The sequence below is a fragment of the Ensifer sp. D2-11 genome, from assembly GCF_054161295.1.
The window spans coordinates 551,458-571,336 of the sequence record NZ_CP096433.1 but is presented as its reverse complement, the minus strand read 5'-3'; the positions used below and the strand labels follow the sequence as shown (position 1 = coordinate 571,336).

Sequence of the window (19,879 nt, the reverse complement as noted above, 5' to 3'; positions counted from 1 at the left end):
CCTCGTTAACGGATAGGCTCGTGGACGGTGACGAGCTTCGTCCCGTCGGGAAAAGTAGCCTCGACCTGGATGTCGTGGATCATCTCCGCAATGCCCTCCATCACCTGATCGCGGGTGAGAACATGGGCGCCTGCCTCCATCAGCTCGGCGACGGAACGGCCGTCTCGCGCGCCTTCCACGACGAAGTCGGTGATGAGGGCGATCGCCTCGGGATGATTGAGTTTCACGCCCCGCTCGAGCCGCCGGCGCGCGACCATCGCCGCCATGGAAATCAACAGCTTGTCTTTTTCACGCGGAGTGAGATTCATGCGTCGCCGTCCAGATCGATTGCAGGGATCAGAGAGTCCAGACTTTCGGCACTGACGCGTCTTTACGCAAGTGCGAAATGAGCGGGATGAGGATTTTTCTGAGCGCGAACCCATCGGCCGCAGCAACGCGGGCGACGATCTTGTCGCGACAGCCGACGTCGTAGTGGCTGACGCCGGACAGGGCATGTCCCGCGAGCGCCAAGCGCAGTTTGGAAAGCTGCGACTCGCAGTCCGGCGCGGCATAGACGAGGGTCGCGAAGGCGGCAGCGCCGTCGAGCACCGCTCGCCGGGACGCAAGCGCCGCGATGTCGCCGGCCAAGGCGAGGTTCTCCGCGTGGATCAGCCTGCCGCCGCTTCGAATTCGCCAATTGTCGCGGAAGAGGCCGGCGCGCACCTCCTCGCCCATGGCCTTGCGGCCGATCAGAACGGCCTCCACCGCGAGAAAGGATGCATCGGCGGCGAGGTCGACCTCGAGGCTCCGCGACAGGGCCGACCGATCGAAGAGAATCGTCTCCTGCGGCAGCCAGTCGACGTGAGCGCCGGCGGCGACCGATATGCGCGTCGCAATCTCGGCCGTGCCGGCGGCTGCCTTGTAGACCTTCTCGCAGGCCTGCGTCGTCAGCGTGAGTTTCGTGCCTTTGCCCGCCCTGAACTCCCAGGAAAGTCGGTCACCGCCCGTCACGCCGCCCGACGAATTGATGAGCACGGCCTCCATCGAGGCATCGAAGGTCCTCGGCAGACGGATCTTGGCGCAGCCTTCCTGGTAGAGCTCGGCGATGCGCGTGCGGCCGCCTTCAGCCTTGGCGACGAGCCGCCCCTCTCCCCTCGCCCGCTGCGGTGCGATGATCGCTGCCGGTTCCATGGACGTTTGCCGAAGCTCCCCTGCGGACGGGTCTTCGCCCGAACCGCGTTGCCGAAGTGCCAAGATCACGCCACCCGGTCCGGCGGCTCCAGGCCCGCGAAGAACGCCGTGATGTTGTCGACGACCTTCATCCCCATTGCCGTGCGCGTCTCCTCCGTGGCACTGCCGAGATGCGGCAGCAGCACGACGTTTTCGAGCGCTCGCAGGCGCGTGGGAACGTCAGGCTCCGCCTCGTAGACATCGAGCCCGGCGCCGCGGATCACGCCCTTCTCAAGGGCCTCGATCAATGCCGCCTCGTCCACGACATCGCCCCGCGCCGTGTTGATGAGATAGGCGCCAGGCTTCATTGCCGCAAGGCGCGCCGCGTTGATCAAATGCCGGTTCTCGCCGCCGCCCGGGCAATGCAGCGACACGAAGTCCGCTGCCTTGAGCACGTCCTCGACCGTATCGAGCTGGCGGGCCCCGAAGCGCGCCGCTTCCTCCGGCGCTACCCTGGAGCGGTTGTAGAAGACGATGTCCATGTCGAAGCCGAAATGGCAGCGCTTCGCCATGGCTTTTCCGATTCGCCCGAAGCCGATGATGCCGAGCGTCTTGCCCGTCACCTTCGTTCCGGTCATGTGGGTCGGCCGCCACCCCTCCCAGGCGCCCGCCCTCACCTGCCGCTCGCCTTCGCCGGTCCGGCGCGCGGCGGCGAGCAGCAGCGATACGGCGAGATCAGCAGTGCAATCGGTCAGAACGCCGGGCGTATTCGTCACCACGATGCCGGCTTCCTTGGCAGCTCCGGCGTCGATGTGATTGTAGCCTACGCCGAAATTGCCGAGGATCCGGGTGCGAAGACCTCCGCCCGTAAAAACATCGGCCGGCAGCCGGTCCGAGACGGTCGGCAGCACCGCATCGAAATTGCGCAAGGCGTCTGCGAGCGCGCTCCTGTCGAGCGGCCGGTCCTCCTCGTTGAGGACTGTATCGAACCTTTCGGCCAAAACCCGCTCCACGGCCTGCGGCCAGCGGCGAGTGATAAGAATGCGCGGCTTGGCGGTCATCATTTGTCTCCCGGAACCCTTCCGGATAGTGCATGAAATCGAGCCGATGGGTAGCCGGTCAGATACAAAAAGGGCACCCGGCGGTGCCCTTTTCAGCTGCTTTGCCTGCAGCAATCCCGCTGTCTCAGGACCTTGCGAAGTCGAGCAGGTCCTTGTTGAGCTGGTCCTTGTGGGTATCCGTGATGCCGTGCGGAGCGCCCGGATAAACCTTCAGCTCGGCCTGAGGGACCAGCTTCTTGGAGGCACGCGCGGCCGCATCGATGGGCACGACCTGGTCATCGTCGCCATGGATGATGAGCGTCGGCACATCGAACTTCTTCAAGTCCTCCGTGAAATCCGTCTGCGAAAAGGCGACGATGGAGTCATAGGCGTTCTTGTGACCGGCCGTCATGCCCTGCAGCCAGAAACTGTCGATCATGCCCTGCGAAGGTTTCGCGCCGGGCCGGTTGAAGCCGAAGAACGGGCCCGAGGCGATGTCCCGGTAAAGCTGCGAGCGATCGGCGAGGCTGGCGGCCTGCAGGCCATCGAACACCTCCTTTGGCAGACCGCCGGGGTTGTCGTCGGTCTTGACCATCAAGGGCGGCACTGCCGAGATCAGTCCTGCCTTGGCGACGCGCGCCGTGCCGTGGCGTCCGATATAACGGGCGACTTCGCCGCCGCCGGTCGAGAAGCCGGCAAGGAAGATATCCTTGAGGTCCAGCGTTTCGATCAGATCGGCGAGATCGTCGGCATAATGGTCCATGTCGTTGCCGTCCCATGGCTGGCTCGAACGGCCGTGGCCGCGGCGGTCATGGGTGACGACCCGAAAGCCGTTATTGGCGAGATAGAAGGCCTGTGCCTCCCAGCTATCCGACGAAAGCGGCCAGCCATGGCTGAGGATGACCACAGGTCCGCCCTTCGGACCCCAGTCCTTATAATAGATCTCGACGCCATCACGCGTGATGATCCTGCTGCCGGTTGCTCCAGGGGTCGCCGCACCGGCGGGCGGCTCAGCACCCCCGGCGACGGCCGGGCTGGCGGCCGAGAGAGCGGCCGCGGCGGTGGCGGTGGCGGCGCCGATTGCGCCTGCCAGAATTTCTCTGCGGGAGACGTCGTTCGTGGTTGTCTTCACCTGAGACTTGGTCATTGGAAATGCTCCTTTCCCTGAAATCCGGTCATAATTCACGATCCAACCGCTAACGCAATTTTATATCGAAGGCGATTAAATCGTGTGCGATATTTATCGTGCGCTCCGTCCGGTGTCAATACCTTGCGATTATATCGCGAACGATTTATTTTAGTGGGCACGACAACCGGGACCGAAGCGATGGCGAAGACAAACCTCCCCTCCTCGGAGGAACTCATGAAGCTCGACAACTTCCTGTGCTTTGCGATCTACTCCGCAAATCACGCCTTCACGCGTGTCTACAAGCCGCTCCTCGACGAGCTCGACCTGACCTACCCGCAATACCTCGTGATGGTTGCTCTTTGGGAAAAGGACGACCAGACCGTCGGCAGTCTGGGCGAGAAGCTGTTCCTGGAGTCGAGCACCCTCACTCCCATGCTGAAGCGGCTGGAAGCCATGGGCTACATTTTGCGGACCCGCGACAAGGCCGATGAGCGGCAAGTGCGTGTGCGACTGACCGAGACCGGCCGCGCGCTCAGGGAAAAAGCAAGCCGCGTTCCGATCGGCATTGCCGATGCGACGGGAATGGAGCCGGCAGAGGTCGCCCGGCTAAAACGAGAAATCGCGGCTCTCCGGGCGTCGCTGCTGCGATAAAGTGCGTCATTGAACAGGAAGCGTCGGCTCTCGAATGGAACCTTGACAAACCAGAGTGGTTCACAAACAGTCCTATCGAACCACGGGAGTTACCTAGAGCACGTCCACTTTAAACCGGCTCATATCCTGCTGCTGCGAAGTAGTTCGCACACTCTTGCGGCTCGAAGAGTTTGACGATGTCGCCAACGGTGTTCCACAGGGCGTCGACGGAGCGTTCGGCCCGTGCCCGCAGAAGCGCCTTGAGCTTTGAGAAGGCGTTTTCGATCGGGTTGAAGTCGGGGCTGTAGGGCGGGAGATAGAGCAGCGTGCAGCCGGCGGTTTCTATGGCCTGTCGGATGCCATCTGCCTTGTGAGCCGGCAGGTTGTCCATGACGACGATGTCGCCGGGCGTGAGGGTCGGCACGAGAACCTGCTCGACATAGGCCCGGAAAGCCACTCCATTCATCGCCCCGTCAAGGACCATCGGTGCGGTCATGCCGGAGAGCCTGAGCGCCCCGGTGAACGTCGTAGTTTTCCAATGACCGTGCGGAACGCCCGATCGGCAACGCTCTCCGCGCGGCGCGCGACCGCGAAGCCGGGACATCTTCGTGGAAAGACCCGTCTCGTCTATGAAGACGAGGCGGGCTGGATCGAGATCAAGCTGGGCATCGAACCAGTCCTGACGCCGCTTCAGGAGGTCTGGCCGCTCCTGCTCCAATGCATGTGCGGTCTTTTTTTGAATGTGAAGCCGCGCTTGCGCAGCCAGACGTCGAGGGTGCTGCGGCCGATAGAGACGGATCGGTCCTCTTCCAGACGCAAAACCATCTCGTTCAGCGTGATGTCCTTCGACGCCTCGATCATGCCGATGATGAAAGCCTCATGATCGTCGAGACGGGAACCTCCAGGTCGACCCTGCTTGGCAGCGCTCACCTGACCCTGCCGGGCGCTCGCGATCCAGGCAATCGCCGTCGAAATCCCGATCCCGAACCGCGCTGCAGCCGACCGCGCGGACATCCCACCAGCCGACGCAGCCAGAACCCGGTGGCGAAGATCATCACTCAATGCTCGGGCCATGTTCCCTCCGACAAATCAAAGACAGGAGGAGGGAATCACAGAACGCTCTGAAAAGGAATCCTCGCGCCGATTCCGCTTTCATCGGACGCGCTCTAGGTCGGGTCGACCTACATGGCCGTGATCTATTCCAAGAAGTCGAGACGCGGGATGCGGCCGGAAAACCGCACACACTTTTCCTCAGCCCGCTCTAACACTTAGACCCTTCTGATCGTCCGATTTGCTCTTCCAAGCAATCTCGCTGGCTCCAAACAGCAGAAGGCCCGGCGTATGCCGCCGGGCCTTCCAGATTGCCTATGAAAAAGAACTATTCGTTCTGGAAGTAGCTGAACTTGCCGTCGTCACCCTTCTTCCAGGTGTACATGACGTAGTCCGGGCGGGTGATGTCGCCCTTTTCGTCAAAGCCGAGCTCGCCGATTGCCGTCTTGAACGGGCCCTTGGCCTTGATGGCTTCGGCGACCGCCTGCGGATCGGTGTTGCCGGCGGCCTTGGCGCCTTCTGCGATCACCTGAAGGGCCGCATAGGCATAGAGCGTGTAGGCTTCAGGCTCGAAGCCGGCGGCGCGGAACTTCTCGACGAGGTCCTTGGCGGCCGGGCTCTTGCGCGGGTCCGGTGCGAAGGTCATCAGCGTGCCGTCGACCGCATCGCCGGCAATCGAGGCCAGTTCGTTCGAGACGATGCCGTCGCCCGACATCATCGTCGCCTTCAGGCCCTGGTCCTTCATCTGACGCATGATCAGGCCGGCTTCCGTGTGCAGACCGCCGTAATAGACGATCGAGACACCAGCCTGCTTCATCTTGGCGATAAGTGCGGAGAAGTCCTTGTCGCCGGTGTTGATGCCTTCATAGAGCGCCTCGGTGACGCCGGCTTCGTTCATCGACTTCTTGGTTTCGTCGGCAAGGCCCTGACCATAGGGGGTCTTGTCGTGAATGACGGCGACCTTCGCGTCCTTGAAATTGGCCGCGATATAGGCGCCCGCAACGGCGCCCTGCTGGTCGTCACGGCCGCAGGTGCGGAAGGTGTTCCACAGGCCGCGTTCGGTGAACTGCGGGTTGGTCGAGGCTGGCGTCACCTGCAGGATGCCGTTTTCCGCATAGATTTCCGATGCGGGAATCGAGACGCCCGAGTTGAAGTGACCAACGACGAATTTCACGCCATCGGCCACGAATTTCTGGGCGACGGAAACACCCTGCTTGGGATCCGAAACGTCGTCGCCGAGTACGACCTTGATCTGTTCCCCATTGATGCCGCCTGCAGCATTGATGTCCTCGGCCGCCTGTTCTGCACCTTTCTGGAGCTGCGCGCCGAAGGCGGCGTTCGGACCAGTCAACGGACCACCGACACCGACCAGGATGTCAGCCCACGCGGTGCCGCTGAAGGCGACCATTGCTGTCAGCGCAACGGCCGACAGAAGAGACTTTTTCATCTTGTTACTCCCAATTATTCGAGCGGGTCTCGTTTCATAAGCCTGCGCAATGCCCACCATCATTGCGCCGGTGTTCTTTCGCACCGGCCGCGCGGACCGGCACGCGCTGTTCCCTTATTTTGCCTTCCAGGAGAAAGGCGAGGTTTTTTCATAAAGCCAATAGTACATGCTGGCCATTTGCTTGGTCCGATAGTAACGGAAACCAGCGGTAGCAAACAACAAAAGGACGAGCGTGTCCACGATATAGTATTGCAGGGTGAACATCGTCCCGTTGAAAAGCGCATGATGGATGAAGCGGATGCCCCAGCCCAAAAGCGCGACATAAATCACGAGCCGCGGAACGCCACCCCAGCTTTCCGCGACGCTCTTGCCGGTCCGCCACGCCGTCCAGCCCCCGAGAACGCAGGTGATGAATAAAAACTGCCAGATCGAGGCTTCTTCGTAGAGAATTCCCTGCATCTCACTCAACTCCAGACGCGGCGGATCAATGGCGGCCGCCTTCGAGATAGGCCGCGCGAACCTCCGGATTGGCGAGGAGGTCCTTGCCCGACCCGCTCATCGTCACACGGCCGTTGACCATTACATAGCCTCGATCGGAGAGCTTGAGCGCTCCGAAGGCGTTCTGCTCGACGAGGAACACGGTGAGTCCCTCGTTCTTGTTGAGCACCTTGATCGCTTCGAAGATGCCCTTGACGATCAGCGGCGCAAGCCCGAGCGACGGCTCGTCGAGCAGCAGGAGCTTCGGACGGGCCATCAGCGCACGGCCGATCGACAGCATCTGCTGCTCGCCTCCCGAAAGCGTACCCCCACGCTGCGCCTGCCGCTCCTTGAGCCGCGGGAAAAGCGTGAAGACCTTTTCGACGTCTTCCTTGAAGTGCTTCAGATTGTCGAGGCTCGCACCCATCTGGAGGTTCTCGAGCACCGTCATGCGCGGGAAAATCCGGCGCCCTTCCGGCGACTGGGCAATCCTCAGACGCGCGATCTCATGCGTCGGCAGACGCGTGATGTCCTGGCCGTCGAAGTGAACCGAGCCGGTGCGCGCCTGCGGGCTGCCGCAGATCGTCATCATGAGCGTCGATTTCCCGGCGCCATTGGCGCCGATCAGCGCCACGATCTCGCCGCGATGGACCTCCATGTCGACGCCGTTCAGCGCGCGGATGTTGCCGTAATAGGTCTCGACGCTTCTCACATGCAGCAGGGGCGCAGTCATTGTCCGGGCCCCCCACGCTCGCCCTCGATTTCCTCGATTTCTCCGATCACCTCTTCAACCTCTTCATCCTCGACACCCAGATAGGCCGCAATGACCCTTGGATCGTTCTTCACGAAGTCCGGGTTGCCGTCGGAAATCTTCTGACCGTATTCGAGCACGACGACGTGATCCGATATTTCCATCACCACGGACATATCGTGCTCGATCAACAGGATGGAGGTGCCGGTATCGCGGCGGATCTCCTGCAGCAGCGCATTGAGGGCGAGCGATTCACGCGGATTGAGACCCGCCGCGGGCTCGTCCAGGCAGAGAAGCTCCGGCCCGGTACACATTGCGCGGGCGATCTCGAGCCGCCGCTGAGCGCCATAGGGCAGGTCGCCGGCCGGATCGTCGGCCCGCTCGGTCAGCGATGCCTTTTCGAGCCAGTGCCTGGCGAGCTCGATCGATTCCCTGGATGCCTCGCGATAGGCCGGGAAGCCGAACAGGCCGAGAATGGTATAGCCGGATGCCCGCATCAGCTTGTTGTGCTGGGCAACGAGCAGATTTTCGAGCACCGTCAGGCCCGAGAACATGCGGATGTTCTGGAAGGTCCGAGCCACCTTGGCCTTTTTGGTGATCTCGAAATCCGGCAGCCGTTCCAGAAGGAATTCGGCGCCCGACTTCTGCCGCATGGTGATCATGCCCATCGTCGGTTTGTAGAAACCGGTGATGCAGTTGAACACCGTCGTCTTGCCCGCTCCGTTCGGACCGATCAGCGCGGTGATCTCGCCGCGCTCCGCCTCGAAGGAGAAGTCGTTGATGGCCATGAGACCGCCGAAGCGCATCGACAGGCGTTCAACCTTGAGGATGGGATCTTTTGTCATGGTGTCGGTCCCAAAGGCCATCAGCCGTGCCCCTCTTTGGTGAAGCTGCCGGAGATTGCCCTGCGTTCGCGCAGGAACGCGGTCGGCTCGCGTGATCCGACGAAGCCGCGCGGCTTCCAGACCATGACGACGACCATGGCGAGGCCGAAGATCAGCATGCGATAGAGTTCCGGCGTGAAGGTCGGTCCGAAGATCATCTTGAGGAAGGTCAGTTCACGCAGGATTTCCGTGCCGCCGATCATGACGACGGCGGCGATGGCGATACCCGTCAGCGAGCCCATGCCGCCGAGAACCACGATGGCGAGGATAACGGCGGATTCCAGGAAGACGAAGGATTCCGGCGAGACGAAGCCCTGACGCACAGCGAAGAACGAACCGGCAAAGCCGCCGAACATCGCCCCCGTCGCAAACGCCGTCAGCTTTGTGGTGACGGTGTTGATACCGAGGGACCGGCAGGCGATCTCGTCTTCCCGCAATGCCTCCCAGGCGCGGCCGATCGGCATCCGGCGCAGCCGGATCGTGACGAAGGCCGTCAACAGGGCGAGACCGAGGATCAGATAGAACAGGAAGATCTTGTAATAGGCCGAAGACATCGGCAGGCCCATCATTGCCGCGAAGCCGTCCTTCGTAGCATCGAATTTGATACCGAAGAGCGTCGCCTTGGCGATGCCGGAAACGCCGAACGTGCCTTTCGTGACCTCTGTCCAATTGATCAGCACGAGGCGGATGATCTCACCGAAAGCGAGCGTCACGATGGCGAGGTAGTCGCCCCTGAGGCGCAGCACCGGAAAGCCGAGGACGACGCCCCAGCAGGCGGCGAGAAGGCCGGCAATCGGCAGCAGCACCCAGAAGGACAGGCCGAAATAGCTGGAGAGCAGCGCGTAGGAATAGGCGCCGACGGCATAGAAGGCCACATAGCCGAGGTCGAGCAGTCCGGCGAGACCGACGACGATGTTGAGGCCCCAGGCAAGCATCACGTAGATGAGGATCTGAATGCCGAAATTGTCGACCCATTTCAGCGATCCCTGGACGCCCACGAGCGCGACGATCACCGGTGGGTAGATCAGCAGCAGGATGACCGCGATCTTCGACCAGTTGCGGCTGAAGAACGTCTCCTCCTTCACCACATCGGGCGCGGCCGCCTTCGCCGCCTTGCGCTGCGCCAGCCGCGGCTGGACATAGGCGACCATGAGGAAGCGGCCAACCATGGCGATGGCCACGAAGGTCGCGAGCAGGCCCCAGCGCTGCGTGAGGATGAGTTCGTTGCGGATGTTCTGGTCGGTCTTGAGGCCGACGAAGAGCACGAACATGCCGAGCGTGATGAGGCCCGCAAAGACAGCCTCGCGGAGCGCCCGCGCCGTCAGCTCGCTGCCGGCGCTTGCGGTTGTGGATGCGACATTTGCCATGGAACTATACCTTCTCGACTTCCGGTCGTCCGAGAATACCTGACGGCTTGAAGATCAGGACGATCGCGAGAATCGAGAAGGTCGCGACATCCTTGTAGTCGATGGTGAAGTAGGCGGACCACAGCGACTCGATGAGGCCGATCAGCAAGCCGCCGAGCACGGCACCGGGAAGCGAGCCGATCCCACCGAGAACGGCAGCGGTAAACGCCTTGACACCCGGAGCGAAACCGTCGGTGAACACGACCACGCCGTAATACATCAGGTACATCGTCCCGGCGACGGCGGCGAGCGCGGCTCCCATGATGAAGGTCACCGAGATCGTGCGATCGACATCGACACCGAGCAAGGCTGCCATCTTGCGGTCCTGTTCGGTCGCACGCTGGGCTCGTCCGAGCGGAGTTCGGTTGACGATGTACCAGAAGACCGAAAGCAGGATTGCCGTGATCACGACGATGATGATCTGCTTCAGCGAAACCGAGATGCCGAACAGGTCATAGACCGAGGAGACCAGCGGCGGGATCGGCTTGTTCCGCGGACCCTGCGTCACCTGAATGAAGTTCGACAGCACGATCGACATGCCGATCGCCGTGATCAGCGGCGCCAGACGGAAGGAGCCGCGAAGCGGGCGATAGGCCACGCGCTCGATGGTCCAGTTCCAAAGCGCAGCCGTCAGCATACCGACGACCATCATGATCAAAAGCGCCAGTACAACCGGCACGCCGGCAATAAATGTCGTGAGAAGCAAGAAGACGATCAATGCGGCAAAGCCGCCAAGCATGAAAATATCGCCGTGGGCGAAGTTGATCATGCCGATGATGCCGTAGACCATGGTATAACCGATCGCGATCATACCATAAATAGACCCAAGCGTCAGCCCGTTGACGAGCTGCTGGACAAAATACTCCATCAATCTTCCCCTGGACCGGATCCTGTCGGTCCGATCTCTTGTTTTTTAATACTCGTTTTCGAGCATGCTCTAAGCCCGATTTCATACCGCTTTCAAATGAAAATGAAAGCTAAAAAATGCGCCACCACCAAATTGTTCCGCGATAAAATCGATTTGACACTTTTGGAGCCAGAAAAATGAAAATTTCAGCAGCATTCGCTTGCGAAATAGCCAACTTCGGCAGCAAAGGGCTGAAAGCGGCAATGAAGTGAGGCGCGTTACTTGGTGGGAAGCCCCGGGCCCGCCGCGGCAAGTGACCCGCGCAGCAATTCAAGTGCTACAGTGGCCGTTGCCCGTCTGATAAGAGGCGAGGCGCTCCAAAGCGAATCGCCTCGACCGCAAGAACAGGAAGCAATGCTGGACATACTGGAAACATCGGCACTCGCCGCCGGACAAGCCATCCTGGAAATTTACCGTGCCGGTCCGGCTGTCACCTACAAGGCTGACGCCTCGCCCGTGACCGATGCGGACCATCGTGCCGAGCGGATCATCCTTGCCGATCTGGCGGCCGCCTTTCCGGATATTCCGATCGTCGCGGAGGAGGAGGTCGCCGCAGGTCGCGTTCCCGATATCGCCGGAAAGCGGTTCTTCCTCGTCGACCCGCTGGACGGCACGAAGGAATTCGTCGAACGCAACAGCCATTTCACCGTGAATATCGGGCTCGTAGAAAACGGTGCACCCGTCGTCGGTGTCGTCTATGCACCGGCTCTCGGCCTCATCTATTCGGCGGCCGCCGGCATGGCGAAGAAGGCGGTGGTCGAGGATGGACAGGTCACGGGCGAATGGACCACCATCGGCTGCCGCCGTTGCGGCGACCGGCCGATGGCGCTTACCAGCCGCTGGCACAACAGCCCCGAGACGATCTCCTTCCTCACCGATCAGGGCATCAGCGATCATGAGGCCGTCGGCTCATCGCTGAAGTTTTGCCTGCTGGCCGAAGGCATTGCGGACATCTATCCGCGCTTCAGCCGGACGATGGAGTGGGACACCGCGGCGGGCGACGCGATCCTGAGGTCGGCAGGCGGTGAAACACTGACGATGGGGGGCAATCCGCTTGGCTACGGCAAGCGCAATCAATCGGATGACAGCGACTTCGCCAATCCCTGGTTCATCTCGCGCGGCAGGGCGTGACCCGCAACCGCGGTCACATGTCTCTCGAAGGGGCGGCCGTGGCGATGAGGCTGCCGAGCGTTCCCTCGCTGAAGGGTTTGTCGATCCTCGGGACATCGCGAAGATGGCTGGGCAGCGCCAACAGTTCCCCGTAGCCGCTGGTGAAGCCGAAGCTTATACCCCGTGCCATCAGCGCATCGGCAACGGCAAAGCTCGTGTCATCCCCCAGGTTGATGTCGAGAATTGCGAAATCGTACGTATGATCCGCGATGAGTTCCATCGCCTTTGACTTGGTGGTGGCGACGTCAACGCTCGTCACCCCGAGAGCGACGAGCATCTCCTCCATGTCCAGTGCGATAAGGAAATTATCCTCGAGGACGAGGACTGACTTGATGGCCGGCGGAACCTGACTGACTGGCATTATATCTGCATCCTCGGTCTCCTCGATTTTCGAGACCTCAAAGAAGCGGCTAATAGAACACCCGGTAGGCCGGGCGCATTTAAAAAAGACATGTTGTACGTAATTTGACGCATGAAGCTTCGCATCAAATCAGCGGCCGCTTCGGCTCGCTCAATCCGTCCCAGCCTGCAAGCGCAAGCAAGCCGTCGATGTCGTGGACGTCGCAGCCCTTCTCGGCCCAACGCAGGAGACCCCTGGCGGCCAGCTTCTTCAGCGTCTTGTTGGTGTGGACGATCGAGAGGCCGAGCGTGTCGGCAACATGTTGCTGCGTGACGGGAATAACGCTCCAACCGCTGCTGAAGAGTTCCAGCGTGGCGGCCCTCTGGTAGAGAAAGGCGATGAGGTAGGCTGCCCGCTCCACAGCGGAGCGGCGGCCGATGCTCAACAGATTCTCGTCCAGCATCCTCTCCTCGCGCGCTGCGATCCAGGTCAGGTCATAGGCGAGGTCGGGGTGCTCCCTGTACAGTTCTGCGAGCCTGTCGCGCTGGAAGACGCAGAGAACGACCGGCGAAAGCGCCTCGATCGAATGCTGCATCTCGCCCATGAGAGTGCCTTGCAGCCCGACGATATCGCCCGGCATCACATAGTTCAGGATCTGTCGCCGGCCGTCATCGAGCATCTTGTAGCGAAAGCCCCATCCGGAAAGTACCGTGAAGAGATGTTCGCTTTGCTCCCCTTCTGCGAGTATCGTCGCGCTCGCGCCGAAGGCGAGTTCGCCTATCTTGAAGTGGGAGACGAATGCAAGTTCTTCCGCCTTGAACGGGCGGAACAGCGGAAGCGGGCGCAAGGGACAGTCCCTGCAGGGCGTGCCTTTGGTGAATTTTCCTTCGGTTATCATGAAGTATCTCGAGGCCCGGCGGACCGGAGCGGATGGGGGCGGACTTCACAAGGTAGCATGGCGCAAAAGAACGACAAGGTCGAAGACGAAAGCTGGTGAACACCGCCTCGCATCATGGACTTGCCCGCGGCCAGACCCTATGTCTGCCTCTACCCGTTGTTGGAGCGGATTGGAAGAACGGGCGCGGTTTCCGCCGGCATCCCGCTCTGACATATTGGAGTCGATCAGGTCCGTGACTTAGGCTGGGGACCGACCTGAATTCATGAACATGATCTAGCAGGATTGAAGCCCATGTTGTCCTACTCCGCTATCGACAAGAACAACGTCGCCGTCGTGACCGGCGCCGCCTCGGGCATCGGCCTTGCCTCGGCACGGCGCTTCGCCAGCCTCGGAATGAAGGTGGTGCTCGCGGATCTTGGCGGTGAGAAGTTGCAGGCAGCGGCAGCCGAGGTAGCGAAGGCGGCTCCGGGCGGTTCCGGCGATGTCGCTGCGATCGAGACCGACGTGTCGCTGGCGGACGACCTCGTGGCCCTGGCGCGCGCGACGCGCGAGCGCTTCGGCCACGTCCATGTGCTGATGAACAATGCCGGCGTCCAGCCAGGCAGTTCCCTCTTCGGCCCGCTCGAAAATTGGGAAGCGGTGATCGGCGTCAATCTCTGGGGCGTCATCAACGGTTCGCGCATCTTTGCCCCGGCTATGATTGCCCACGGGCAGCCGGCGCTCATCATCAACACGGGTTCGAAACAGGGCATCACCACGCCGCCCGGCGATCCCGCCTATAACCTTTCGAAAGCGGGCGTGAAGGTCTTCACCGAGGCCCTGCAGCACGAACTGCGCAATACCGAGGACTGCAAGGTCAATGCGCATCTGCTGATCCCCGGTTTCGTCTACACGTCCCTCACCGCGCAAGGACGCACGGAAAAGCCGGCCGGCGCCTGGACGCCGGAACAGACGGTGGACTTCATGATGGAGGGCCTTGCCCGCGGCGACTTCTATATCCTTTGCCCCGACAACGAGGTCGCGCGTCCGACGGATGAAAAGCGGATCCTTTGGGCAGCGGGAGACATCGTCGAGAACCGGCCGCCGCTTTCACGCTGGCACCCGGACTACGGCGAGGCCTTCCAGTCGTTTCTCGCCGGGACGACGGCAGGGAGGACCAAACCGTGACGAGCGGCATTCATCACATCACCCTGATCGCCCGCAAGGTACAGGCCAATGTCGATTTCTATGTCGGCTTCCTGGGGCTGCACCTCGTCAAGCGGACCGGCGGCTACGAAGATCCCAATCAGTTGCATCTCTTCTACGGCGACGCCGCGGGCTCGCCGGGCTCTCTCGTGAGTTTCCTGGTCTGGGAGGACGGCTCTCCGGGCCGGGTCGGCCACGGCCAGCCGAGCGAGATCGCCTTCGCCATTCCGCCCGAAAGCATCGGCTACTGGATGACGCGGGCGCTGAACTTCAATATCCAGGCGACCGGCCCTTCGCAGGAATTCGGCGAACCGGTCCTGCGTCTGAAGGATCCGGACGGCGTGATCGTCAAGCTGGTGGGAACGAACGCGCTTGCGGAGCCCGCGCCCTGGGCGGGCCGGGACATCCCCGAAACGGACTCCATCCGCCGCTTACGCGGCGCAACGGTGCTCACGGAAAAACCCAAGGACACGGCGCACTTCCTTCAAAACCACTTCGGCTACACCGAGACGGGAGCGACGGAGAGCATCCGCCGCCTCACTTCCTCGTCCGGGGACGTGATCGATGTCCGCGATGCCGGCGGCTTCTGGAGTGCCGCCCCCGGCACCGGCACGATCGACCACATCGCCTTCCGCGCCCCGGATGAGGCGACCGTGCTTGCGGTGAGAGCCGATCTCGAGCAGGAGCACGCCGGCGCCACCAATGCGCATGACCGGAAATATTTCTTCTCGCTCTATGTACGCGAGCCTGGCGGTGCGCTCTGCGAGCTCGCTACGGACGGGCCCGGCTTCACCGTCGACGAAGCTCCGGATGCTCTCGGCACGACGCTGTTCCTGCCCCCGCATCTGGCGAGCGACCCCACGGCAACGCTGGTCAGGCTGCCGCAATTTGCGCTGCCCGGCGAACCCAGGGTGCCGCAGCGCGACCTTCCTTTCATCCATCGGTTCCACCGCCCGGAGAAGGCGAACGATCGCACCTTCGTGCTGCTGCATGGCAGCGGCGGCAACGAAATCGATATGCTGCCCTTCGGCCATCAGCTCGATCCGCATGCGACTCTCCTGGGCGTGCGCGGCCGCAGCGCCGAGGAAGGCTTCCCGCGCTGGTTCCGGCGCTTCTCGATGACGAAATTCGACCAGCAGGATATTCGCTCGGAAGCGGAAGCCTTTGCCGCCTTCGTGGAGGGCGCGCGCGAGAGCTACGGCCTCGACCCGGAGAAGACCGTGTTCATCGGCTACTCCAACGGCGCCAACCTGCTCGCCGCCGTGCTGCTTCTCCACCCCGGCATCGTCAGGAACGCCGTGATGATGCGCGCAATGGCGGCGCTCGAAAGCGCGCCGGAACCGGACCTCGCCGGCACAAGAGTGCTGATGCTCACCGGCAAGGACGATCCCTACGGCAAACACGCACCGGAACTGAAGACGGCGCTCAGGGCCAGCGGAGCCGATTTCGAGGAAGCCGACCTCGATACCGGCCACGGAATAGGCGTGGAAGACATCGCCGTCATCCGGCCCTGGCTCGCGGAATCCGGCATTTAGATGTGGGCCGGCCCAATAGTCGGTCTGCAGTTTGATCCAAGGCGACTGCACGCCTGACGCCTTGAAATCACGGGTCCATAGCGTAGCGGTCGGAATCCCGGATGCCGCTGAGGCTCCCGCGCCAAGAAACCCTGCAGAAATGGCGAACAGCCGGCGCATTTCGCCAACGCTGTCCTGTTGGAATGGAACCTACCCATGAGGTGCTGTTGATGGCTTGATGCTCGAGGTTGATATACCACGCTTACGACTGTATATATCAACCTAACCATCAACCCTGTGCTGCTCTCGTGACGGCGAGAGCCGTGAGTAGGCCATGAGCGAACACACAAGATCTGCGACCGACATAGATCCGGTCGTGCGCGCTGCTGCAGAGCTGCACGCTCGAGAAGCAGGACAGACACTCTCTCAGTACCTCGCCGGTCTCGTATTCGACCGTCCAACTGCAGGAGACATGGATCGAGGGCTTGAGAAGTGGGCTGGTCATCAATTGCGATTGAACCACCATTGGGCAGACAGTGAGGAGTTTCGTCACTGGAACATGCGCGTTCGCGAGACGCTTCTCCCTGACGTTTCGGCGAGCCCTACCTTGAAACTTGTGTTCGTATTCAATTCGCGGCTCCACTCGGCAGCACTTCTTATGGGGGCTGCGTTTCACGAGGCATCAGTGTCGGACTTCGAACTTCCCCGGCATCAGCGTTCATCGGTTCACCGCGTCAAGACAAGGCGTAACTGGTACTCGCACATTGTGGATGACTGTCTCGCGCGTTCGAGGGAGGTTCGACAAGCTCTGTTGCACAGGTGGACCCCTACCCCACGCGCCGAGCAGTTGGCTATCGATGCTTTCGTTCTGTTGACCGAGTTGACACCGGCTCGTACCGAGCTGTTGCGGTTGTGCCAGTATGATAGGCCCCGAGCATTCTCGGAGCTTGCCAAGCACATAGATCTCGCCGCCGACCAGTTTCAGCTCTCGGCCGATCTCTTGGCGGAGGTCGAGGGAGGAACCAGCGCGATTGAATTGAGCAATGACCAAAGGTTCCTCAACATCAGCACTGCTCTTCTCGATCGTTCCGGCGGTGGGGTCTCTCTAACTGAGGGCGCGAAGATGCTCGGCACGACCCGGCAGGCCCTCCACAAGCGGGTCAAGTTGGGCTCGGCATTCGGTCTCATGCACGGATCGGAAATCGTTCTTCCCAAGTTCCAGTTCATTACCGTGGATAACGACACCCGCCTGCTAGAGGGGTTGGCCAAGGTGACCAAACTCTTTGATGACAGCGGTGCCGGCCGTTGGTCGATGCTGCAGTTTCTGATCGACACCGATCCGAACTTGGCAGATACACCACAGCGAATCCTTGCCGGAGGGCGCGTTGGCGAAGTCGTAACGGCGGCCAAAGCCTATCTTGGCATGGACGAGGCTTGAGGAGTGCCCGCTTATACTGCGCCAACAGCCCGCTTTCCCTCGGGATTAAGAATTGCTGCATTAGACGCAGGCGACGTCGTTGTCCGCGTCCATCAGAAGATTCATGGTGCGATCTTCTTTGGGCCGGCGCCCGGTGCGACACCCCAAGGCCGGTTCGATGCGCCTGCGGGCCAGTATCGCCTTCTGTACGTCGCGCAACGCCTCGAAGGGGCATTTGTTGAGACCGTTCTTCGTAGGCTTGCAAACCGCATCGTTCGGCGAGCGTTCGTGGAAGAGCGCATGTGGACACCACTTCGACTGCATCGCCAATTAGTTCTGGCAAAGTTAATGGACGAAGGGCTACTCTTTCACGGCGTAGATGCGTCCATCAGTGCTGGGGCAGACTACGCACCATCTCGTGCGCTCGCGCTCGCATTGCATGAGGATTATCCGGATCTGGATGGTCTTGCTTATAGGTCCCGACACAATAACGGCGAGGTTTGCTACGCCCTGTTCGATCGTGTCTTATCGAGTGATCTTGTGACATTGCCGGGACAGCGGTTCGAAGATGACCCGGCGAGAACGGACCAGTTGATGCGTCTGCATGGTGCGGTTTTTGATACCAGTCTTCCAATCACCTGACCAAAAAGATCGAACCGCGGTTGTTTCGGGCTGAGCCGAAGACGCCCCTGTGAGGGAATCGCTACGATCACGATCCCGCGTTTCGGTTAGAGGGAGGGGTTTGCTTCAAGAGCCCTCACCCCGCTCACCGGGAATGGTGGTGGCAGCCGGAAAGTCGGCGTGCTCCACAGTTTCGAACGCTACGTCAGTTCCTCATTGCCAGGTGATCGGCGAAGGCCTGTACGAAGCCGCGCAGCCTCTCCAGGGTCTGATCGTCCTTTAGTTGTCCGTCGCCGTCGAACAACGTGTTGGCTTTCGGCACCATCAGCCGCTTGCCCGACCACATTTCGGCGCCGAGCGTCCGCATCACCGACAGCCAGGCGTTTTGGCTGAGAATGGTCCCGAAGCTCCCCGAAGATGCGCCGGCGAGCGCGAACGGCCGGCCGCCGAAGACCTTCTTTATGTCGGCTGGCGGGCGGCTCAGCCAGTCGATTGCATTCTTGAAAACGCCCGGGACCGAATTGTTGTATTCCGGCGTGAAGAGAATGACGCCGTCCGCCGCGACGATCTTCTGCTTCAGCGCCTCCGCAGCGGCTGGAACGCCGCTTTCGGCCTCCACGTCTCCGTCATATAGCGGAATGCGATGCAAGGTCGCGGTCTCGAATTCGACCCCGTCCGGCGCGACCGCCTGTGCGGCTTTGAGCAATGCAGTGTTGAAGGAGGCCTTCCGCAGACTGCCCGATATGCCGAGAAGCTTGGTCATGAACGACAATTTCCTTTCGCTGGCGCGATGCCGCGCAAATCCCGCGTCAGTCGAAAAACTAGCGGGCTCGCGGCAAAAGGAAAGCCGGAATCGCTTCCGGCTCTCCATGTCTCGGCCCGACGAGAGCGGCAGCCGTTACTCCAGAGGCTTCAGTCTCGCTTCGATCTGCGCCCGCTTCGGTTCGAGGAACGGCGGCAGCGACAGGCTTTCGCCGAGGGTTTCCATCGGCTCGTCGACGGCGAAGCCGGGTCCGTCGGTGGCGATCTCGAAAAGGATCCCGTTCGGCTCGCGGAAGTAGAGCGACCGGAAGTAGAAGCGCTCGACCTCGCCGCTCGACGGCAGGCGGAACTCGCCGAGCCGCTCCGTCCACCGGTGCAGCGCTTCGACATCCGGCGCCCGGAAGGCCACGTGGTGGACGGCGCCGGCCCCCTGGCGAGCAGCCGGCAGGTCTGGCTGGACCGCCACATGCAGTTCGGCCGCCGGCCCGCCCTCGCCCATCGAGAAGACATGCACCTCTCCGACACCATCCGGCGACGGATAGCTCCGCAGTTCGGCCATGTTCATGACACGCGTCAGCACGAGCGCGGTGTTGCTGATGTCCGGCACGCTGATGGTGATCGGCCCAAGGCCCTTGATCTGATGCTCGGACGGAACCGGGCTCCTTTCCCATGGGTGGGACGGCGCCAATCCGCCGTCGTCCACGAGCCGGAAGCGCTGGCCCTCGCCGTCCTCGAAATCGAGGGAGATGCGGCCGTCGATTTCGGCCACCTCACCGGAAGCGACCTCCAACTCATCGAAACGGCTCTTCCACCACCGCACGGTTTCGGCGCTGCCGACCCGAAGCCCGGTCCGCGAGATGCTGTGCGTGCCGCGTCCTTCGGGTCCGACCGGCCAGTCGAAGAAGGTCAGATCCGTGCCGGGGGTCGCCTGCCCGTCGGCATAGAAGAGATGATAGGCCGTGGTGTCGTCCTGGTTGACGGTCTTCTTGACCAGGCGGAGACCCAGCGTCCCCGTGTAGAAGCGCAGGTTCTCCGGCGCATTGGCGGTTATCGCGGTCAGATGGTGGATACCAGTCAGTTGCAAGCTCATGATTGCCTCCTA

General features: G+C 61.6%; 21 protein-coding genes. 6 read left to right on the top strand and 15 right to left on the bottom strand.

Annotated features, from left to right (window positions below; translation table 11 throughout):
• Positions 1-5: 5 nt before the first annotated feature.
• The 4 genes from M1D34_RS02670 to M1D34_RS02655 all read right to left on the bottom strand — a co-directional run bounded on the left by M1D34_RS02670 (position 6) and on the right by M1D34_RS02655 (position 3,336).
• Entirely contained in the window at positions 6-308 is a 303-nt protein-coding gene (locus tag M1D34_RS02670) for an urease subunit gamma (RefSeq protein WP_003525618.1), read from the bottom strand.
• A 28-nt stretch (positions 309-336) separates the two neighbouring features.
• Complete coding sequence (locus M1D34_RS02665) at positions 337-1,170, bottom strand: urease accessory protein UreD (protein WP_498780531.1); 834 nt, start codon at positions 1,168-1,170, stop codon at positions 337-339.
• Between the two features lie 65 nt (positions 1,171-1,235).
• Positions 1,236-2,213 carry a 2-hydroxyacid dehydrogenase gene (locus tag M1D34_RS02660; protein ID WP_498780529.1) on the bottom strand — a complete coding sequence of 326 codons (978 nt, stop codon included), beginning with the start codon at positions 2,211-2,213 and terminating at the stop codon, positions 1,236-1,238.
• Positions 2,214-2,334: 121 nt separating this feature from the next.
• A complete protein-coding gene (locus tag M1D34_RS02655; RefSeq protein ID WP_010969967.1) occupies positions 2,335-3,336 on the bottom strand; it encodes an alpha/beta fold hydrolase in 1,002 nt (333 codons plus the stop codon).
• Positions 3,337-3,516: 180 nt separating this feature from the next.
• Here M1D34_RS02655 and M1D34_RS02650 point away from each other — a divergent pair, with 180 nt between their 5' ends.
• The gene (locus M1D34_RS02650) at positions 3,517-3,969 is read left to right on the top strand and encodes a MarR family winged helix-turn-helix transcriptional regulator (protein WP_013844779.1); all 453 of its coding nucleotides are present in this window, start codon (positions 3,517-3,519) and stop codon (positions 3,967-3,969) included.
• A gap of 109 nt (positions 3,970-4,078) precedes the next feature.
• On the opposite strand, the gene M1D34_RS02645 is transcribed toward M1D34_RS02650, so the two are convergent.
• The 7 genes from M1D34_RS02645 to M1D34_RS02615 all read right to left on the bottom strand — a co-directional run bounded on the left by M1D34_RS02645 (position 4,079) and on the right by M1D34_RS02615 (position 10,831).
• Positions 4,079-5,022, bottom strand: a protein-coding gene (locus M1D34_RS02645; protein ID WP_498780526.1) for an IS630 family transposase whose coding sequence is annotated in 2 segments (ribosomal slippage) — positions 4,079-4,686 and positions 4,686-5,022 — 945 coding nt in all. Because the reading frame shifts where the segments join, the coding sequence is not laid out codon by codon here.
• Positions 5,023-5,326: 304 nt separating this feature from the next.
• Positions 5,327-6,445, bottom strand: coding sequence for a branched-chain amino acid ABC transporter substrate-binding protein (locus tag M1D34_RS02640; RefSeq protein ID WP_003525631.1), 1,119 nt, complete (start codon positions 6,443-6,445; stop codon positions 5,327-5,329).
• Between the two features lie 114 nt (positions 6,446-6,559).
• The gene (locus M1D34_RS02635; RefSeq protein ID WP_003525632.1) at positions 6,560-6,904 is read right to left on the bottom strand and encodes a DUF6867 family protein; all 345 of its coding nucleotides are present in this window, start codon (positions 6,902-6,904) and stop codon (positions 6,560-6,562) included.
• A 25-nt stretch (positions 6,905-6,929) separates the two neighbouring features.
• On the bottom strand, positions 6,930-7,655 hold the full coding sequence (locus M1D34_RS02630) for an ABC transporter ATP-binding protein (protein ID WP_003525634.1): 726 nt from the start codon (positions 7,653-7,655) through the stop codon (positions 6,930-6,932).
• Positions 7,652-8,539, bottom strand: coding sequence for an ABC transporter ATP-binding protein (locus M1D34_RS02625; RefSeq protein WP_003525635.1), 888 nt, complete (start codon positions 8,537-8,539; stop codon positions 7,652-7,654). Before M1D34_RS02625 ends, M1D34_RS02630 begins: the two co-directional genes overlap by 4 nt.
• A complete protein-coding gene (livM, locus tag M1D34_RS02620) occupies positions 8,539-9,924 on the bottom strand; it encodes a high-affinity branched-chain amino acid ABC transporter permease LivM (RefSeq protein ID WP_010969969.1) in 1,386 nt (461 codons plus the stop codon). Before livM ends, M1D34_RS02625 begins: the two co-directional genes overlap by 1 nt.
• A gap of 4 nt (positions 9,925-9,928) precedes the next feature.
• The gene (locus tag M1D34_RS02615) at positions 9,929-10,831 is read right to left on the bottom strand and encodes a branched-chain amino acid ABC transporter permease (protein ID WP_003525638.1); all 903 of its coding nucleotides are present in this window, start codon (positions 10,829-10,831) and stop codon (positions 9,929-9,931) included.
• 393 nt (positions 10,832-11,224) lie between these two features.
• On the opposite strand from M1D34_RS02615, the gene cysQ reads away from it, so the two are divergent.
• On the top strand, positions 11,225-12,001 hold the full coding sequence (gene cysQ / locus M1D34_RS02610) for a 3'(2'),5'-bisphosphate nucleotidase CysQ (RefSeq protein ID WP_127595911.1): 777 nt from the start codon (positions 11,225-11,227) through the stop codon (positions 11,999-12,001).
• A 13-nt stretch (positions 12,002-12,014) separates the two neighbouring features.
• On the opposite strand, the gene M1D34_RS02605 is transcribed toward cysQ, so the two are convergent.
• Positions 12,015-12,401 (bottom strand): response regulator, encoded by a 387-nt coding sequence (locus M1D34_RS02605; protein ID WP_003525641.1) that lies wholly within the window; start codon positions 12,399-12,401, stop codon positions 12,015-12,017.
• A 124-nt stretch (positions 12,402-12,525) separates the two neighbouring features.
• Positions 12,526-13,278, bottom strand: coding sequence for a Crp/Fnr family transcriptional regulator (locus M1D34_RS02600; RefSeq protein ID WP_003525643.1), 753 nt, complete (start codon positions 13,276-13,278; stop codon positions 12,526-12,528).
• 291 nt (positions 13,279-13,569) lie between these two features.
• Between M1D34_RS02600 and M1D34_RS02595 the strand changes: the two genes are divergently transcribed.
• The 4 genes from M1D34_RS02595 (at position 13,570) to M1D34_RS02580 (ending at position 18,036) form a co-directional block, all read left to right on the top strand.
• Positions 13,570-14,445, top strand: coding sequence for an SDR family NAD(P)-dependent oxidoreductase (locus tag M1D34_RS02595; RefSeq protein ID WP_003525644.1), 876 nt, complete (start codon positions 13,570-13,572; stop codon positions 14,443-14,445).
• Positions 14,442-15,998: a VOC family protein gene (locus M1D34_RS02590; RefSeq protein WP_318880811.1), complete on the top strand. Its 1,557-nt coding sequence runs from the start codon at positions 14,442-14,444 to the stop codon at positions 15,996-15,998. The genes M1D34_RS02595 and M1D34_RS02590 overlap by 4 nt, the downstream gene beginning before the upstream one ends.
• Before the next feature lie 451 nt (positions 15,999-16,449).
• On the top strand, positions 16,450-17,415 hold the full coding sequence (locus tag M1D34_RS02585; protein WP_498781687.1) for a hypothetical protein: 966 nt from the start codon (positions 16,450-16,452) through the stop codon (positions 17,413-17,415).
• A gap of 3 nt (positions 17,416-17,418) precedes the next feature.
• Positions 17,419-18,036, top strand: a complete 618-nt coding sequence (locus M1D34_RS02580; protein ID WP_234835209.1) for an RES family NAD+ phosphorylase — start codon at positions 17,419-17,421, stop codon at positions 18,034-18,036.
• A gap of 184 nt (positions 18,037-18,220) precedes the next feature.
• Here the strand turns inward: M1D34_RS02580 and M1D34_RS02575 are convergent, their stop codons facing one another.
• Together M1D34_RS02575 and M1D34_RS02570 are read right to left on the bottom strand one after the other, a co-directional pair.
• The gene (locus tag M1D34_RS02575; protein ID WP_498780520.1) at positions 18,221-18,778 is read right to left on the bottom strand and encodes an NADPH-dependent FMN reductase; all 558 of its coding nucleotides are present in this window, start codon (positions 18,776-18,778) and stop codon (positions 18,221-18,223) included.
• A gap of 135 nt (positions 18,779-18,913) precedes the next feature.
• On the bottom strand, positions 18,914-19,867 hold the full coding sequence (locus M1D34_RS02570) for a ring-cleaving dioxygenase (RefSeq protein ID WP_318880808.1): 954 nt from the start codon (positions 19,865-19,867) through the stop codon (positions 18,914-18,916).
• Between the last annotated feature and the right edge of the window lie 12 nt (positions 19,868-19,879).

Excerpts from the sequence above, each read along its gene's own strand:
- M1D34_RS02595 (WP_003525644.1), top strand. The coding sequence starts at position 13,570 with ATGTTGTCCTACTCCGCTATCGACAAGAACAACGTCGCCGTCGTGACC.
- M1D34_RS02660 (WP_498780529.1), bottom strand. The coding sequence starts at position 2,213 with ATGATGACCGCCAAGCCGCGCATTCTTATCACTCGCCGCTGGCCGCAG.
- M1D34_RS02600 (WP_003525643.1), bottom strand. The coding sequence starts at position 13,278 with ATGATAACCGAAGGAAAATTCACCAAAGGCACGCCCTGCAGGGACTGT.
- M1D34_RS02670 (WP_003525618.1), bottom strand. The coding sequence starts at position 308 with ATGAATCTCACTCCGCGTGAAAAAGACAAGCTGTTGATTTCCATGGCG.
- M1D34_RS02575 (WP_498780520.1), bottom strand. The coding sequence starts at position 18,778 with ATGACCAAGCTTCTCGGCATATCGGGCAGTCTGCGGAAGGCCTCCTTC.
- cysQ (WP_127595911.1), top strand. The coding sequence starts at position 11,225 with ATGCTGGACATACTGGAAACATCGGCACTCGCCGCCGGACAAGCCATC.
- M1D34_RS02650 (WP_013844779.1), top strand. The coding sequence starts at position 3,517 with ATGGCGAAGACAAACCTCCCCTCCTCGGAGGAACTCATGAAGCTCGAC.
- M1D34_RS02655 (WP_010969967.1), bottom strand. The coding sequence starts at position 3,336 with ATGACCAAGTCTCAGGTGAAGACAACCACGAACGACGTCTCCCGCAGA.
- M1D34_RS02585 (WP_498781687.1), top strand. The coding sequence starts at position 16,450 with ATGGATCGAGGGCTTGAGAAGTGGGCTGGTCATCAATTGCGATTGAAC.
- M1D34_RS02665 (WP_498780531.1), bottom strand. The coding sequence starts at position 1,170 with ATGGAACCGGCAGCGATCATCGCACCGCAGCGGGCGAGGGGAGAGGGG.
- M1D34_RS02570 (WP_318880808.1), bottom strand. The coding sequence starts at position 19,867 with ATGAGCTTGCAACTGACTGGTATCCACCATCTGACCGCGATAACCGCC.
- M1D34_RS02630 (WP_003525634.1), bottom strand. The coding sequence starts at position 7,655 with ATGACTGCGCCCCTGCTGCATGTGAGAAGCGTCGAGACCTATTACGGC.
- M1D34_RS02640 (WP_003525631.1), bottom strand. The coding sequence starts at position 6,445 with ATGAAAAAGTCTCTTCTGTCGGCCGTTGCGCTGACAGCAATGGTCGCC.
- M1D34_RS02635 (WP_003525632.1), bottom strand. The coding sequence starts at position 6,904 with ATGCAGGGAATTCTCTACGAAGAAGCCTCGATCTGGCAGTTTTTATTC.
- M1D34_RS02625 (WP_003525635.1), bottom strand. The coding sequence starts at position 8,539 with ATGGCCTTTGGGACCGACACCATGACAAAAGATCCCATCCTCAAGGTT.
- livM (WP_010969969.1), bottom strand. The coding sequence starts at position 9,924 with ATGGCAAATGTCGCATCCACAACCGCAAGCGCCGGCAGCGAGCTGACG.
- M1D34_RS02605 (WP_003525641.1), bottom strand. The coding sequence starts at position 12,401 with ATGCCAGTCAGTCAGGTTCCGCCGGCCATCAAGTCAGTCCTCGTCCTC.
- M1D34_RS02615 (WP_003525638.1), bottom strand. The coding sequence starts at position 10,831 with ATGGAGTATTTTGTCCAGCAGCTCGTCAACGGGCTGACGCTTGGGTCT.